This is a genomic window from Thermostichus sp. MS-CIW-37 (assembly GCF_054060065.1).
The window spans coordinates 61,182-75,481 of the sequence record NZ_JBSSCV010000011.1 but is presented as its reverse complement, the minus strand read 5'-3'; the positions used below and the strand labels follow the sequence as shown (position 1 = coordinate 75,481).

Genomic DNA, 14,300 nt, shown 5'->3' with positions numbered 1-14,300 from the left:
CAATTGCGGCAGAGAACCCAGAAAAAATTATAAGGGGCCACTGCAACCCATCTTATTCAGCGTATCGCGAAGCGGTGCGGTTCCCGGTAGGGTGCCGGAGGCATAGCACCATCGCGACAGCAGGTCAGCGGACTACGGATAGATTGCCCAATTGTCTACTTTTCCTTGAGGGATCCCGCATCCCATGCTGGGGAGAAGCGTTGGAAAGTCGGGGATCTCTGGGAAAGAATAGAAAGAGGGGGGATCCCTGCCCCTGATAGCAACCGGCTTTTCTCCTGCCGGCAATAGCGAGATGGCATCCTTGCCTGGTTATCCAAACGCTTGGCATCTTCTGTCTTCATGAGCACAGCCCAAGGCCCAACCGCTTCTCGTCTCGACCTTCTCCCCCCGGGAGAGGGAGGAACAACGGCCAACCTCCTGCTGGAGTGGGATCCCGTCCTGCAGCACAAGTTCCAGCAGCTTGTCCAGATCTTCGCCGAGATGGAGCAGGTCTTGGTGGCCTACTCGGGGGGAGTTGACAGCAGCTTGGTGGCCAAGTTGGCCTGGGATCAGTTGGGGGAGCGGGCCCTGGCTGTCACCGCTGCTTCTCCTTCGCTGCTGCCCGAAGATTTGGAAGAAGCAATTCAGCAGGCTCGGCAAATCGGGATCCGCCATCAGATCGTCGAAACCCACGAGCTGGAGGATCCGAGCTACGCCGCCAACCCTGTTAACCGGTGTTACTTCTGCAAAAGTCACTTGCACGATACCTTGCGCCTGTTGGCCCAAGCCCAGGGATATAACCATGTGGTGGATGGTCTCAATGCCGACGATCTGGCCGATTACCGACCGGGGACACAGGCAGCTCGGGAGCGCGGCGTGCGTTCCCCTTTGGCGGAGGTGGGGATGAGCAAGCTGGAGGTGCGGCAATTGTCTCGCCACCTGGGGCTGTCTTGGTGGGATAAACCGGCCCAACCCTGCCTCAGCTCTCGCTTTCCCTACGGGGAGGCAATCACCCCTGAGAAGCTGCGTCGGGTGGGAGCGGCGGAGCGCTACTTGCGCAGCTTGGGTTGGCGGCAGGTCAGGGTACGCTCGGAGAAGGACACCGCCCGCATCGAACTTCCTCCGGATCAGATCGTGGAGTTTGTGCAGAAAACCAATCTGGAAGCGCTGGTCAAGGCCCTGCAATCCTTCGGCTATCTCTATGTCAGTCTCGATTTGGAGGGCTACCGCAGCGGCAAGCTCAACCGAGTCCTCAACCTTTCCCAGTTGGCCACAAGCTAGCGGGCTGGGGAAGCCGTAGGGGATCTGTGTTGAAGTTTTGCGCCGGGTGATTATGAGAGGGTTGCGGTTGCTCTGGCTCTGCTTGGGGGTGCTGGGGTTGGCAGTTGCCGGCCCTGCTGCGGCTCAGGTGGAGTCCCAGAAGAAGGGGGTCGCCCAGCCCATAAGTACGACCGACCTCGGCGCCCTTGCCGACCGAACGTTACGGCTGCGTTCTGATCGGCAAACCTTCGACCAACGGGCGGAAGTTTTCCAGGCGGAAGGCAATGTGGAGATGCGGCTGGGTCGCTCTGTGTTGCGGGCGGATCGCCTGCGCATTGAGCTGCGACAGCGGCGGGCTGTGGCCGAGGGCAATGTTTCTATTCAACTGGATCGGCAGCGCATTCAGGGATCCCGCCTAGAATACGACTTTGAGCAAGAGCGGGGATTTTTGGAAGAGGCCTTCGGGCAGGTGGATATTGGCCAGTTGCAGGCCAGTGGATCCCCGGCAGCCGCCCTCTCTCCGCAGCGGCTGGTGCGCTTTCGTGCCGTTCGCATCCGCTTCGATGCCACCACCTGGGAAGGAGAACAGGTGCGGCTGACCAACGACCCGCTGGATCCGCCGGAGTTGGAGATTCGCAGCCCACGGGTGACCTCCACTCTTCAGGCAGATGGTTCCAGCCTGCTGATTGCCGAGGCGGGGCAATTGGTTTTCGACCAGGTCTTGTTTCTGCCCCTGCCCATTCGGCTGCGCTTCGACTCGTTGAACCGTCAGCCTCCGGTCAGCATCTTCTACGACGATTTCGACCGAGAAGAATTGCGACGGGGCCTGATCCTGCAACCCAACTTCGAGCTGCTGCGGGATCCCAACGTGAGCTTGGTGCTCTCCCCGCAACTGTATCCACAACGTCTTTGGGGCAGTGAGCAGGGCCTTTTGGATGGGATCGGGCTGCGGGCCGATTTTCGTTGGCGGCAACCGGAAGCCAACGCTCAAACCTCGCTGTTTGCCGAGCTGCGGGGGATCGTCTTCCAGGAGTTTGCTCAGCGCTTGCGAGCCCAGGTCGAACACCGCATCACCACCGGCGATGGTGGAGAAGTCGCCTACACCTACGCCTATCGGGAACGCTTCTTCAGCGGTCGCCTGGGGTTTCAAATTGTGGAAAACCGCCTCGGTGCCAGCTACCGCTCACCCACCCTGCGCCTAGGGAATACCGGCTTGGATCTCAGCTACCGCATAGCCGTCGACTACATTGATGCCTTGGGGCAGCCGGATGAAATCGACACGGATCCGGAGTTGGCCTTAGCCAACACCACCGACCGCATTCAGCTCTCCCGCCTGCAACTGGGGGCAACCTTGAATCGCTCCTTTCCCCTCTGGAGCCCTCCCAAGACGGCGGCGGATCCCCCACCCCGCTTTTCCGCTCTGCCCATCGAGCAAGGGATCTGGCTCAGCACCGGTGTGAGCAGCAGCCAGTCTTTTTACTCCAATGGCCGAGCCCAGAGCTATACTGCCGGCAGTATTGGCATTGATGCGGTGATTGGGGCTTTTGTGGCCGATACCTTCGACTACACCAACCTGAGGGTGACCTACTCCAACGGTTTTTTGGCCGGAGCCTCGCCATTTTTGTTCGACCGCATCACCACGCGGGAACAGCTCGTCCTGGGCTTTTTGCAACAACTGTACGGCCCGCTGCGGGTAGGGGCAAAGACAACGGTAGATTTGCAGTCGGGCCAGCAGGTGGATGTCGTCTATCGCCTGGGCTACGACCGCCGCACCTATGGCTTTAGCCTGCAGTACAATCCGGTGCGCCAGTCGGGGGCTCTGGAGCTGCGGGTGGAGGGCCTGAACTGGGATCCCGGCCAATCCTCGCCGCAGCCGACGACGGGATCGAGGATCCAAGAGCCCTGATCCCCAAACTCCAAGGGAACGGAAAAATGTAATCCTGACTACTACTCTGTGGAGATTTTCTATGAGAAATTACCCCAACTTGGGGAGAAATCCTACCTCAAATCTGCCTTGAATTGCAGAACCCTTCTGGACATCGAAACGGTAAGGTAAGATACAGAAGTTACAGTCATTTTAAACAGGAATGAGACCTTTCCGTGGCATTGCTTCCTAACTCTCCTCTCCCAAAGGAGAGGGGCTGGGGGTGAAGGATGACTCCCTCTGTAAGCGGCGCGGAACGCTTGGGAAGTGTTTCAATCTAGTTTGGAATGACTATGAATGACTATGTTTTTCCAGGATTGATTTCTGCCAGTTGGGATCGCCGTATCGCAGACTACCGCAGTGATCCCCAGACGGTGTTAGGGTAGATGGTAGGCTGAGCAACGTGGTCTGGTAATCTGAATTATGCAAACACTCGATGCAATCCCCGATAAAAAACGAGCAGAGCGAATAACCTGTAGCTACATCAATGCGACCAGCTCTATTCAGGTGGTTCGCATCACGAATATCGAAAACTGGTACTTTGAGCGGGTGGTCTTTCCAGGCCAGCGGCTGCTCTTTGAAGCGGTGCCTGGAGCCAAGCTAGAGATTCACACGGGCATGATGGCCAGCTCCATTCTGGCAGACACCATCCCCTGTGAAAAGCTGCGCGTTCGAGAAACGGAGCCGGCGACCGTAGGCGCCTAAATCCCCAGAGGCCAGCGGTGCGGACTAGGTTTCGCGGCCTTGCTGCTTTCTCTCTTCTCTTTCCGAACTGGGGGAAGGCTGAGGTGAGGGGCTGGCGGAGCGGCGCGGCTTGGGAGGTAGGGGGATCTCCAGGAAACGGGCGCTCAATCTCACCAGGCTGGTCTCTTGGGGCGGCCAAGGGATCCCCAACCAACGGGCTGTGAGCTCCAGCAAGCTGGGGGGTGGTGTCGGCGTAGGAGTTGGCGTGGGTGATGGGGTGGGATAGAGATCCAGGCGCGGTGGCCGTGGGGTGCTGACCCGAAAAGCATCGGGAGGGGGTTGGGTCAGGGGTACATTCGGATCCCCGCATCCCAGCAAGCCCAGCCCGCCGGCAAGCAACAGGCCGTACAATTTTCGAGTGCCTCTACTGCCCATGAATACGCTGCTGGACACCTCCAACAGGGTATCATCGAGAGCCCAAGGTTCTGAGCTGAGCTTGTAGATCTGCCTCCAGGCCGGACAGCTCACGAGCCAGGGTTGCGTAGCGGTTGCCAGTCAAGTTTTTGGCGGTAAACTGCTCCAGCAGTTGCTGATCCCGGGCAACCATTTGGTTGAGATACTGAGCCACAGAGGCTTGTGGATCCTCGATCAAAGCTCGGCACACCTGTAGGGCCATCACCAGTTGGGCCCGCACCTGCAAAAACAGCGACTGGATGTACTTTTGCTCAGCCTCACTGAGTTGCCGAAAATCCCGCCAATGCTGCCCCCCCTGCAGGGATTGTTGGAGCTCGTTGACCCAGTGGTTGTAGTCTTTTACTTTGCGGGCCAGATCGGTGGCAAACTTCATCACCTCGGGGGTGCTGTTGAGCAGATGGGCTTCCTGCCAACGCTGCCGGATGCGATGCAGGCTTTTTCCCAAGCGCAAGTTGGCTCTCAGGATCCCCAGCACGAGCAGCAGCAGGATCCCGGTAGCTGCGGCATAGGGCACCCAAGAGCCGGGATCCCGCATCCCCAAGAAGATGACCAAGGCTATTGCCACCCAACCAAAGGCCAGCATGCCCCAGGAGCGTAGCCGCTGTTGCTGCAAACGCAGGTACTCTGCCCGCAGATCAAAGGCCTCGCAGCAAGCGTCCAGATCGGCGGCCATGAGCTGGCGAAACTCGTCCGCGGAGATCGGTTCCACATTCATCATCGAGGGCACCCTTAACGCAAGTGGATCGAGGCCGAACGGCATCAAGACCTGCCCTGCCAATCACGGGCAGCTTCCGTACTTTCTTGTAGAGGCTCCAGGGTTTCGCTGGCCGGAACCACCATCAACCCATACCCTCCGCTGCGGCAAAAATCGACGATCTCCTGCGTGTCAAAGCGTTCTGCCACGGGCTTGGGCAGTCCCTGTTGAGCCAACCGCTGCGCATATTTTCTTGCCGCAAACGAGCTCTCGAAAGCAATGACGATATCTTGACCCCCAACCTGGCGCGTGCAGATTCCCTCCTGCCCATTGGCTTGGTAAAGCAGCACAATCACCTGGGGGGGCAAGTCCTCTGGGCTGACCCAAGACAAACCCTTCTCAGCCTGGGATCCCCCGCTGAGCAATACATCCCGCGCCTCATTCAGCCGCGCCAGTTGCGCCTCTAGCAAGGGTCTTTGTCGCTCGTCCTCCAGTTCTGCGAGGGCAGTACTGAGGGTTTGGTATTCCTGAAACAGTCGCCCCCGGATCTGCCGCTCGGTTGCGTCCGGCGGAAGGTTGAGAATCTGAAGGGCTTCGGCGGTGTTCATCATGGGCTCTGATTTATTCAAAATCATTGCCTAGACTAGCTGCTTTGAGAGTCTCTGGAGAGAAATTCTCCTATGATCGTGGCTGCCCGCTTTCTCGGCCAGACGAGAGGGTGGGCTCACCAAATGCGGCGATGATGACTTCCATCTTGGGGCTGCTCAGCAGGGGAATTGACCTGGGGTTGGTCAGATAAAGAGGGAAGGGGGAAGCCCAACTCAAAAGCCTCTCGTGCCAGCAAAGCCAGCAGAGATGGATTCAACTGGGCGCGTTTCACCCGCTCTTTGAGACGATTCCACAGGTGTGCTCGGTGGATGCGTTCCAACTCTTCTCGCTGTTCACGTATCATGTTGTTCCCACCTCTCTTGTATCAATCCTAACTAAGCAACAGGGGAGCCGGTGTCAGGGAACTTTGATGGATTTTAGGAGATGGGATCCTCATTTTCTCCGAGTTGACCCGCCGGGATCCCTGGGGTTGCCAGCAGGGAACACCATTCACATCTGTAATTTCTTGTGTTGCAGCAAGCCCGTCTTCGGAATGTACAAGGGCGGGATCCGACAGTTTTTCTAGGGACATTTTGGGATCCCTGCGCGCCTTAGAGGTCTTCCACACAGGGAACTGCGGCCTTGACAGGGCCAGCTTGCCCCAATCTATCCAAAAAATGCTGCAGGAGCTGAAAACCGGGTGGGTTGAGGCTGTAGTAAATCCAGCGCCCCTGCTGGCGAGCATTGACCAATTTCGCATCCCGCAGGGTTTTTAGGTGAAACGAGAGCTTGGATTGGCTCACCTTCAGCTCCTCGCAGAGATCACAAACGCACAACTCACGCCCCTGCAGCAGTTGCAGCACACGCAGGCGAATCGGGTCGGAGAGAGCGTGGAATCCCTCCCGCACCTGCTCATCTGTCAAATTCCCCTCTACCTCAACCAGGAACGAAACCATCATTCAACCAGGGTAGCAGGAGTTTTGCGCTCCAGTTGTCGATCAGTTGGACGGCAGGGAAAAGGCGCAACAGTCAACCGGCTCAGCGACGGTAGGTCAACCGCGCTTGAAGATAACACTGCCAACATTCCGTTGCCAACTTTGTGTTCTCTTTAACGTTTCTTGTTGCTGCCTTCACAAGCTCTCTACAGTTTCGCTGGAATCAATCACCGGGATCCGTTATGCGAGAGACACAGTTGCACCGGCTATGGCTGGTGTTGCTGGAAAAAGCTGCTTTGAATCATCTGTTGAAAAGCCTGGGCTGCTCGCGAAGTGTGCAGAACCCTCGCGAGAGCATGCCTCTAACCCCCAAAACCCTGAACTTTGCTGAATTTACTGAGCTTTAGGCGGTTTGGCAAAAGTCATTGAGAGGGATATAGTAGACCAAGTTTCCCCCTGATCCTTGAGTCCACCGCAACGGTTGCCGGGAAGTGAAGGGGGAAAGCGCTCGGGGGGTATTCCTCAGGGCTTTGCGGGATACCGCCTTCCTGCTCAGAGATAGGCAGGATGCGATTGCTTCTTTCCTGAACCATGTTCAGGAGAGTTCAGCGTGAATGTATCAGCATCTACAAACGGCTCATCAATCTTTTGCCAAGACGGAGACGTTAATCCCGACACAGGGATCCAATACGAGCTTGGCAGGTGGCGATTTCTTGGGGGGTGAGGTTGTCCCAATTGACGTCGCGGCGCAGCACCAAGCCATTGTGCCCGGTGATGAAACGGGGCAGCTCTGCTTGGTCGATCACGCTCAGATCCCGCATGTGATAAGTGGTGTAATAGGTAACATCTGGGCTCTCGAAATCTACGTCGATAAGGGTGAGGGTCTTGCGGGGGGGCAGAGGGCTGCCCAAGAGGGGACGAGGGCCAGAGCCGAGAATGCCGCAGTGAAGCAGTTGCAGTTGCCCTTTGTGGCCAGGGTAGTAGCCGTGGTCGTGGCCGCTGATGTAGGTGTGGACGCGGTACTTCTCCAGCAGAGCCCGTTTGGCATCCGCCTCCAGCAGCACTTCTCCCGGATCGTCGCGCCCGACAGTGATGGCGTAGAGGGGCAGATGGCCGATGACAATGCGCAACTTGGCCTTCTGAGCCCGTTCGCTGGCCAGAGCCGCTTCCGCCCAGGCCATTTGTTCGGGCGGGATGTAATTGCAGGTGGCATCCCAGACTAGGTAAAACACATCGTCTTTTTCAAAGGTGTAGTAGAAGGGAAAGTCCCCCCGATCCACAAAGTTCAAACCTGGGTCGTGGGCCGGATCGTTCCAAAACTCGCGGGCCAGATCCCGTTCTTTTTGAAAGAGAAAGCCGCCCCGCGTGGTGCGGGCACAGGAAGCATCGTGATTGCCCAAGGTAAAGCCGTAGGGAAGTTTGGCCGCACGGATTGGGCCAGCCACATGCCGGTCGAAGGCTGCCCACATGGCGCGAATGCGCTCCTCCGACAGGCGGGGATCCTGACCGGCCACCATATCTCCTCCTCCCAAAACAATATCCGGCTGAAGATAGGGGATGAGGCCGATGCCCCGATCCACCTCTGGGTCGTATTCCACCGAGCCGTAGATGCCGTTCATGTCACTGATGACCAAGAGGCGCAGATCTCGGCGGGGGGGGATGTAGAGGCCATGGGGGGCATCTGGATGGGGGACGACGGTGGGGGTGGGCTGGGGGGTAGGAGAGGGGAGAGCGGCTCTAGGGGATCCCATCCCTGGGGCTAGATGAGAGGGCTGCTGCCGACTGGCCCAATAGGCTCCTGCCAATCCACTGCTGCTGGCCAACCCCAACAAACCCAGAATTACCTTGCGCCGCTGCATGATCTTTGCCCCCAACACTCCAGCGGTATTGTAGAAAATCAAAAGGCTGATGTTGGGCTCTTCCATCTGCGCACGGCCTGGACTCGGCTCGAAGATGGCTATGCGCGGCAGCTCTTGTAGAGTTCGGGGTGTTTTTTGAACAACTGTTGACGCACAAATGCTACCTTGGTAGAGATGAGCAACTACCTATCTCAGACTCGGTATGACTTGAGGTTTTCCATGCCTCGCCCCTTGGATTCTTTGGAAGCTGCTTTGGAACGGTGCCGGGAGTGCAATCTGCGTTTGAGCCGACAGCGCCGTTATATCCTGGAGCTGCTGTGGCAGTGTGGCGAGCACCTCTCCGCCCGCGAGATTTACGATCGCCTAAATCAGCAGGGCAAACCGATTGGCCACACGTCCGTTTATCAAAACCTGGAAGCTTTGGCCAGCCACAACATTGTCGAGTGCTTGGATCGTGCCGATGGGCGCCGCTACGGCAACCGCACCCATCCCCACAGCCACGTGAACTGTCTGGATAGCAACCGCATCTTGGATGTGGACGTGGAGCTGCCGCCTGAACTGCTGGCCCAAGTGGAGCAACAAACGGGCACCCGCATCCAAAGTTACCGCATTGAGTTTTTTGGGGTGGAAAAGCCTGCGGAGTCCCAGCCGTAACCTTGGCAAAGGGATCCCTGCTGCCCTGAGCAAAAGTTGGGCAAAGGTCAGTAAGCCCGGTTTTGGCCTTTGGTGATTTGGGACTGGATTTGCTCGAGAGAACTGGCAGGGGCCAGGCATTTGTTGCCCCAGCACACCAGCCCTAAAGCTCCTTCCGGCAGAGGTTCGGCTTCGGTGGGGAGAGCAAAGACAGTGGTGGGCCAAGATCGTTGCTGAAAGGCGGGAATGGAATCGGCCTCCAGGGTGACTTTCACCCAATTGCTATACCAATCCAGTCCGGCAAAAAGGCTGGGGCAGGTGCGCGGCTGGGTGCTCATGATGTGGGCAAAGGTTTTCAAGGCCTGCTCTGCCCGCTCCAGGTAGTCCAGATCTCCAGTGAGGGCGGCAAGGCGCACCAGGTTGGCAATGGCCACCCCATTGGCTGCAGGGGTAGCGTTGTCCTGGAACTCCTTCTCTCGCACCAACAGCTCAGGGGCACTCTGGGCATCGCTGACAAAGTATCCCCCCCTGGCCGGATCCCACAGTTGCGCATCCATCTCCTGCTGGAGCTGGAGGGCAGCCTGCAACCAGTCTTGAGGGGTGGGATCCCCCACCAGGGGCAGGCAGGCTTGCTGCAAGTCCAACAGGGCCTTGATCAGCAGGGCGTAATCTTCCGATTTGGCGGGCACCTGAGCTGTGCCATCGTAGTTCAGGCGCAACAGGGATCCGGTCTCAGGGTGGCGCTGCTGGCTGAGGATGAATTGGGCTGCCCGCAGAGCGAATTGCAGATAGTCTGCGTTGCCGAACACTTGATAGGCCCGCGCCAGGCCGGAGATCATCAAGGCGTTCCAAGAGACGATCATCTTGGTGTCGGTGACAGGTGGGATCCGCCCCGGCCAGGATTGCAGACGGGCCGACTGGGCATCCACTGCCGGAGGGAAGGGAACTCGTCGATCCGCAGAGCCATAGCGTGCCTGAAAAAGATGGGTGGTCAAGGCGGCTTCAACTTCTGGCGGCAACGCTCCTCCCTGTTGGCGCTGCAAGACGATGCAGCCGGGCCGATCGGGGAAATTGCCCCCCGGAGACAGGTCAAACGCCTGCTGCAAGGCGCGGAAGGTTTCTTCCCCCAAGAGATCCTGCAGCTCCTGCCAGCGCCAGACGTAGAACTCTCCCTCCTCTGGCTCTCGATCCTCTGCCCGGGCAAAGCTGTCGGCATCTTGAGCGGCGTAGAAATACCCGGCAGGGGCGGTCATCTCCCGCGCCACCCACTCCACCGTCAGCCGCACCGCCCGCTCAATGGCCGGATCTTGGATACCGTGCGCCCACAGATCGGAGAGAAACTCTAGGATCTGCCCGTTGTCGTAGAGCATCTTTTCAAAGTGGGGCACCGTCCAGGTGGGATCCACGGTGTAGCGGTGAAATCCTCCGGCCACATGGTCGAAGATCCCTCCCAGCACCAAGGCCATGCCTCGCTCTTTGGCCCGTTCCAGAGCGCTCTGCGAGCCGGGGATCCCTTCTGGTGGGTCGAAGCGGGCCGAACGCAATACCAACTGAGCGTAGGGCATCATGGGAAATTGCTGCACCGCCCCGGCATTGGCGAGCAAAGGCTGGATCTTAGGGATCCCAGAGCGCAGCAGGTCGGCGGGAATGTGGTCTTCCGGCACTAAGTCGCTGAGGGTGGTCAGAGCCGTCAAAATCTGGCCTTTCATCTCCTCTATTTTTTCCTTTTCCTGCCGGTAAAACTGCAGGATGCGCTGCAGCAAGGCCAGAAACCCCGGGCGGCCAAAGCGGGGCTCTACAGGAAAATAGGTGCCGGCGTAAAAGGGCACCAGGTCATCGGGCGTGAGGAAAACATTGAGGGGCCACCCCCCCTGCCCGCTCATAAGCTGCAACGCCTGCATGTAGATGCTGTCGAGATCGGGCCGCTCCTCGCGATCCACCTTGATGGGCAAAAAATGGGCATTCAAAAAGGCGGCAATTTCAGGGTTGGAGAAGGCCTCGCCCTCCATGACCGTACACCAGTGGCAACTGGAATAGCCGATGGATAGGAAAATCGGCCTATCCTCGGCCCGGGCTTTCTCCAGAGCTTCTGGGATCCAAGGCCACCAGTCCACCGGGTTCTCGGCGTGCTTGCGCAAATAAAGGCTGGAACTTGTGGCGAGGCGATTGGCCATGAGTACACCCTCTCACCCTTTTTGCTTTTCAGGCTAGCGCGTCCTCCTCCCAAGGCAGAGCCAACCCACTGTTGTTCAAGATACACTCACCCAGGATCCCTGTCGGTCAAGCCTGCTTCTGCTCGGCAGCCGGGACTAAAAACTCCAGAGGGCGCCCGTGCAAGACCAAGGTGGTGCTGGGGTTTTCCACAAAGCCGATCCGCTCGTAAAAGCCGCGCTGATGGGTTGTGAACAGGTAGATGCGCTCCACCGACTGCAGGTGGGGATGGCTGATCAGGGTTTCCACCAACTTGCGGCCAATGCCCTGACGTCGGTAATCGTGATCGACCACGATATCCCAGAGGACGGCCCGGTAAACCCCATCGGAAGTGGCGCGGCCAAAGCCAATCAGGCGCTCCCCATCCCAGGCGCTGACCACCGGATGGCTGTGAGCAACGGCCCGCTCCATCTCCTGCCGCCGGCGATTCTGCGCCCAAAAGGCATTGCGGTTCAACAGCAGGAGAAGTTGATCCAGATCCAGCTCGCCCCGCTCCAGAGAGAAGCGAATGTTGCGGTTGTCCACCGGCTGACGAGAGAGGGCAATGACAGGCTCAGGAGAGGGATCGGGCATGAAGAAGACCTTTGCAGCAGTGAGGGTTGGCAAGGAAGGGGGAGTTCAGCAAAACACTTGGGCCTGACGAACGGAGACTAGCTGGCCGAGGCATTGTCGGCGGTTGGCCCCGCCTGCTCTAGGGCATAGGCTTTGAAGCGCTCCAGATCTGCCTGGATGGTGCTCTCCACCACTTTGCCCACAAACAGGCCATCCAAGATTTTGCCGAGGATCCCCGGGAGCTTGTAGGCCACCGACAGCTTCACAATGGTACTGCCTTTGCGGTCGTAAAAGCGCAGCGCGCCCCGATTGGGCAGCCCCTCCACCGAACTCCAGCCGATGTGTTGGTGTTTCACCACCGTGTGGGTGCGGGAGATCCAACTGAAGGTGAGGCCGCGGGTATCCAGTGTCCACCGGGACAGCTCCTGATCCAGCAATTCCACCGAGCGGATCCACTTCATCCAACGGGGCATGAGGGTGAGGTTGGCCCACAAATCCCATACCTGCTCGATGGGAACAGGCACCTCCACCTGACAGGTATGCTCTAGCCAATCCGACTCTGACATAGGGCCTCCCACGCAACACCCGGCAGAAACACAAACCATCCAGGGGCTTGACCACAACGCCTCGGAACGGGATCCCTGCCTTTACAAAATTTTATATCGACCTAAGATAGCATTATCGGCCTCGTGAAAGTTTGGGGCTCTGCGCTTTTTGGCAGCCCGGTTTCTTTTTCGAGCAAGTTGCGGCTGCCCCCCATGAGGGCAATGCAGAAGGCAGGTATCATGATTGCCATCTGCAAGCTTCACTTGCAAGGGTTCGATGCATCCACTCGGTTGACTCGACGGAACGACCTCACCATGGTTTCTCAATGGAAACAGCATCTGAAGAACTACTTCGTGGCGGGGTTGCTGGTGGTGATCCCTCTGGCAACTACCATTTGGCTGACGGTGGAGGTGGCCACCTGGAGCATTGGCTTTCTGACCAGCATTCCGAAGCAGTTCAATCCCATCCAGGGTTTGCACCCGATCTTGATCAACCTCATTGATCTGGCGGTGGGCCTGTTGACGCCGATTGTGCTCATCCTGTTGATTGGCTTCATGGCCCGCAACATTGTCGGCCAGTGGCTGCTCAATCTCAGCGAACAGTTGCTCCATGCGATTCCGGTGGCGGGTCTGGTGTACAAGACCTTGAAGCAATTGGTCAGTGTTTTGTTTGCCCCCAACAATCAGCGCTTTCGGCGGGTGGTGCTGGTGGAATATCCCCGACCAGGAGCTTGGGCGCTGGCCTTTGTGACGGGCACCATTCAAACTCCCATTCGGCCCGATGGGCCGCAGCGCTCCCTTGGCCTGTTTGTGCCCACCACCCCCAATCCAACGACGGGCTGGTACGCCATTGTGCCGGAAGACCAGGTGGTGGAAGTGTTCATGCCGGTGGAAGATGCTTTTAAGATGCTCATTTCCGGCGGCATTGTCACCCCTGAGAGTTTTGAAGCGGGGCTGCAGCGGCGAGAAGGAGCTTTGGCCGTGACCATGCCCAGTTTGCGGGAGCTGGTGGAGCAGGAGCGGGTGGCAGGATCCTCCAGGGCCGACTCGGTGCGCTCCGAGGTAGGTTTTGAGAGCGAAGGGATCCCTTAATCCTGCTTTCCTGTCCCTGCAGAAGGGCCGGGCTGCCAGAGCTGGTACTCTTTGGCCTGTTCCAAGCGCACATAAAAAGGCCGCATTTGCCGATCCAATGCCTCCACTTGCTCGGGGGAAAAGGCTTTCCAATCAGCGCGGCTGGCCCAGCGGAGGATGAGGTGGACAAGTTCGGGATCCTGCTGATCCAGCCAAACTTCTTTGCCCAGAAAACCCGGATGCCGGCGCAGGGCGGATCCCCAAACCTGCTCGTCTTGCTGAAGAAAGGCTGCTACCCCACCGGGAGGAACCCGGAAGCAGAGATGTTCAATAGCGATAGGGCCGGGCGGGCTGGGATGGGTTGACACAAGAACAAGGGCGACAAAGTTAGAGATGGGGATGTGGTCAATTCAAATAGCAACAAGACACTGGCCAGTGCAACAGCTCTGTTCGCGAAAGCGGGCCGTAGGTCTTATCCCTTCACCAACGGAACCAGGCTCTCACTCCCGTACTTCTGAACCCATCCCCTCAAGACCCTGGAGTGCTGAATTCTCTCTTCTCGATCCCGCTCTCGATACCCTAACTCTTTTTTTTCGTGTTATTTGCAGCTTCCTGAGAGCATAGTAAATAGCACTGGGTTGGACGCCGAACCTCTGGGCTCTCTCCTTCAGTCGAGCTTCTGGGTACTGGTCCACATCTTGCTGCAGGGCGGCCAAGTCTATCTTGCGTTTCCGGGTCTTGACTTTTGTCGGCCTAAGATCCTCTCGATTCAGCCAGCGATAAACCGTTGCGCGACTGACTTTGTAAATCTGTGCGGCTGTGGTGGGGCTGCCCCCTTCCTGGACATACCCTACGACTCTTTCTCTCAGGTCTAAGCTGTAGCCCATGGAG

Annotated in this window: 16 protein-coding genes and 1 pseudogene; 6 read left to right on the top strand and 11 right to left on the bottom strand. The window is 58.1% G+C overall.

The annotated features are described in order from the left end of the window. The first annotated feature begins 339 nt into the window (after positions 1-339). From larE to ACVWYZ_RS06940, 3 genes are all read left to right on the top strand, one after another. The gene (gene larE, locus ACVWYZ_RS06950) at positions 340-1,260 is read left to right on the top strand and encodes an ATP-dependent sacrificial sulfur transferase LarE (protein ID WP_457444427.1); all 921 of its coding nucleotides are present in this window, start codon (positions 340-342) and stop codon (positions 1,258-1,260) included. 52 nt (positions 1,261-1,312) lie between these two features. After that, entirely contained in the window at positions 1,313-3,145 is a 1,833-nt protein-coding gene (locus tag ACVWYZ_RS06945; protein WP_457444429.1) for a DUF3769 domain-containing protein, read from the top strand. Between the two features lie 438 nt (positions 3,146-3,583). Then, complete coding sequence (locus ACVWYZ_RS06940) at positions 3,584-3,868, top strand: DUF1830 domain-containing protein (RefSeq protein WP_457392674.1); 285 nt, start codon at positions 3,584-3,586, stop codon at positions 3,866-3,868. A gap of 24 nt (positions 3,869-3,892) precedes the next feature. Here ACVWYZ_RS06940 and ACVWYZ_RS06935 read toward each other — a convergent pair whose 3' ends face one another. From ACVWYZ_RS06935 to ACVWYZ_RS06915, 5 genes are all read right to left on the bottom strand, one after another. Continuing rightward, positions 3,893-4,282: a hypothetical protein gene (locus ACVWYZ_RS06935; RefSeq protein WP_414399573.1), complete on the bottom strand. Its 390-nt coding sequence runs from the start codon at positions 4,280-4,282 to the stop codon at positions 3,893-3,895. 31 nt (positions 4,283-4,313) lie between these two features. Further along, positions 4,314-5,039, bottom strand: a complete 726-nt coding sequence (locus ACVWYZ_RS06930) for a hypothetical protein (protein WP_457466610.1) — start codon at positions 5,037-5,039, stop codon at positions 4,314-4,316. A 41-nt stretch (positions 5,040-5,080) separates the two neighbouring features. Continuing rightward, positions 5,081-5,626: a DUF3110 domain-containing protein gene (locus ACVWYZ_RS06925; protein WP_414374936.1), complete on the bottom strand. Its 546-nt coding sequence runs from the start codon at positions 5,624-5,626 to the stop codon at positions 5,081-5,083. Positions 5,627-5,739: 113 nt separating this feature from the next. After that, positions 5,740-5,967, bottom strand: a complete 228-nt coding sequence (locus ACVWYZ_RS06920; protein ID WP_457466609.1) for a hypothetical protein — start codon at positions 5,965-5,967, stop codon at positions 5,740-5,742. A gap of 247 nt (positions 5,968-6,214) precedes the next feature. Further along, positions 6,215-6,559 carry an ArsR/SmtB family transcription factor gene (locus tag ACVWYZ_RS06915; RefSeq protein WP_414330075.1) on the bottom strand — a complete coding sequence of 115 codons (345 nt, stop codon included), beginning with the start codon at positions 6,557-6,559 and terminating at the stop codon, positions 6,215-6,217. A gap of 221 nt (positions 6,560-6,780) precedes the next feature. Between ACVWYZ_RS06915 and ACVWYZ_RS06910 the strand changes: the two genes are divergently transcribed. Then, positions 6,781-6,945, top strand: coding sequence for a hypothetical protein (locus tag ACVWYZ_RS06910; protein WP_457466608.1), 165 nt, complete (start codon positions 6,781-6,783; stop codon positions 6,943-6,945). 258 nt (positions 6,946-7,203) lie between these two features. On the opposite strand, the gene ACVWYZ_RS06905 is transcribed toward ACVWYZ_RS06910, so the two are convergent. Next, positions 7,204-8,397 carry a metallophosphoesterase gene (locus ACVWYZ_RS06905; RefSeq protein ID WP_041437268.1) on the bottom strand — a complete coding sequence of 398 codons (1,194 nt, stop codon included), beginning with the start codon at positions 8,395-8,397 and terminating at the stop codon, positions 7,204-7,206. Positions 8,398-8,616: 219 nt separating this feature from the next. Between ACVWYZ_RS06905 and ACVWYZ_RS06900 the strand changes: the two genes are divergently transcribed. Then, entirely contained in the window at positions 8,617-9,051 is a 435-nt protein-coding gene (locus ACVWYZ_RS06900) for a Fur family transcriptional regulator (protein ID WP_457466607.1), read from the top strand. Between the two features lie 47 nt (positions 9,052-9,098). On the opposite strand, the gene ACVWYZ_RS06895 is transcribed toward ACVWYZ_RS06900, so the two are convergent. The 3 genes from ACVWYZ_RS06895 to ACVWYZ_RS06885 all read right to left on the bottom strand — a co-directional run bounded on the left by ACVWYZ_RS06895 (position 9,099) and on the right by ACVWYZ_RS06885 (position 12,359). Continuing rightward, positions 9,099-11,204 (bottom strand): thioredoxin domain-containing protein, encoded by a 2,106-nt coding sequence (locus ACVWYZ_RS06895; RefSeq protein WP_457466606.1) that lies wholly within the window; start codon positions 11,202-11,204, stop codon positions 9,099-9,101. A gap of 106 nt (positions 11,205-11,310) precedes the next feature. After that, positions 11,311-11,814: a GNAT family N-acetyltransferase gene (locus ACVWYZ_RS06890; protein ID WP_457466605.1), complete on the bottom strand. Its 504-nt coding sequence runs from the start codon at positions 11,812-11,814 to the stop codon at positions 11,311-11,313. Between the two features lie 77 nt (positions 11,815-11,891). Beyond that, positions 11,892-12,359, bottom strand: coding sequence for an SRPBCC family protein (locus ACVWYZ_RS06885; RefSeq protein ID WP_457466604.1), 468 nt, complete (start codon positions 12,357-12,359; stop codon positions 11,892-11,894). Positions 12,360-12,653: 294 nt separating this feature from the next. Here ACVWYZ_RS06885 and ACVWYZ_RS06880 point away from each other — a divergent pair, with 294 nt between their 5' ends. Further along, a complete protein-coding gene (locus ACVWYZ_RS06880; RefSeq protein WP_457466603.1) occupies positions 12,654-13,430 on the top strand; it encodes a DUF502 domain-containing protein in 777 nt (258 codons plus the stop codon). On the opposite strand, the gene ACVWYZ_RS06875 is transcribed toward ACVWYZ_RS06880, so the two are convergent. Further along, on the bottom strand, positions 13,427-13,777 hold the full coding sequence (locus tag ACVWYZ_RS06875; protein ID WP_414399567.1) for a TIGR03792 family protein: 351 nt from the start codon (positions 13,775-13,777) through the stop codon (positions 13,427-13,429). The two genes, ACVWYZ_RS06880 and ACVWYZ_RS06875, sit on opposite strands and share 4 nt — an antisense overlap. A 122-nt stretch (positions 13,778-13,899) precedes the next feature. Beyond that, positions 13,900-14,296 (bottom strand): annotated as a pseudogene (locus ACVWYZ_RS06870) (IS630 transposase-related protein); the annotation flags it as partial. Between the last annotated feature and the right edge of the window lie 4 nt (positions 14,297-14,300).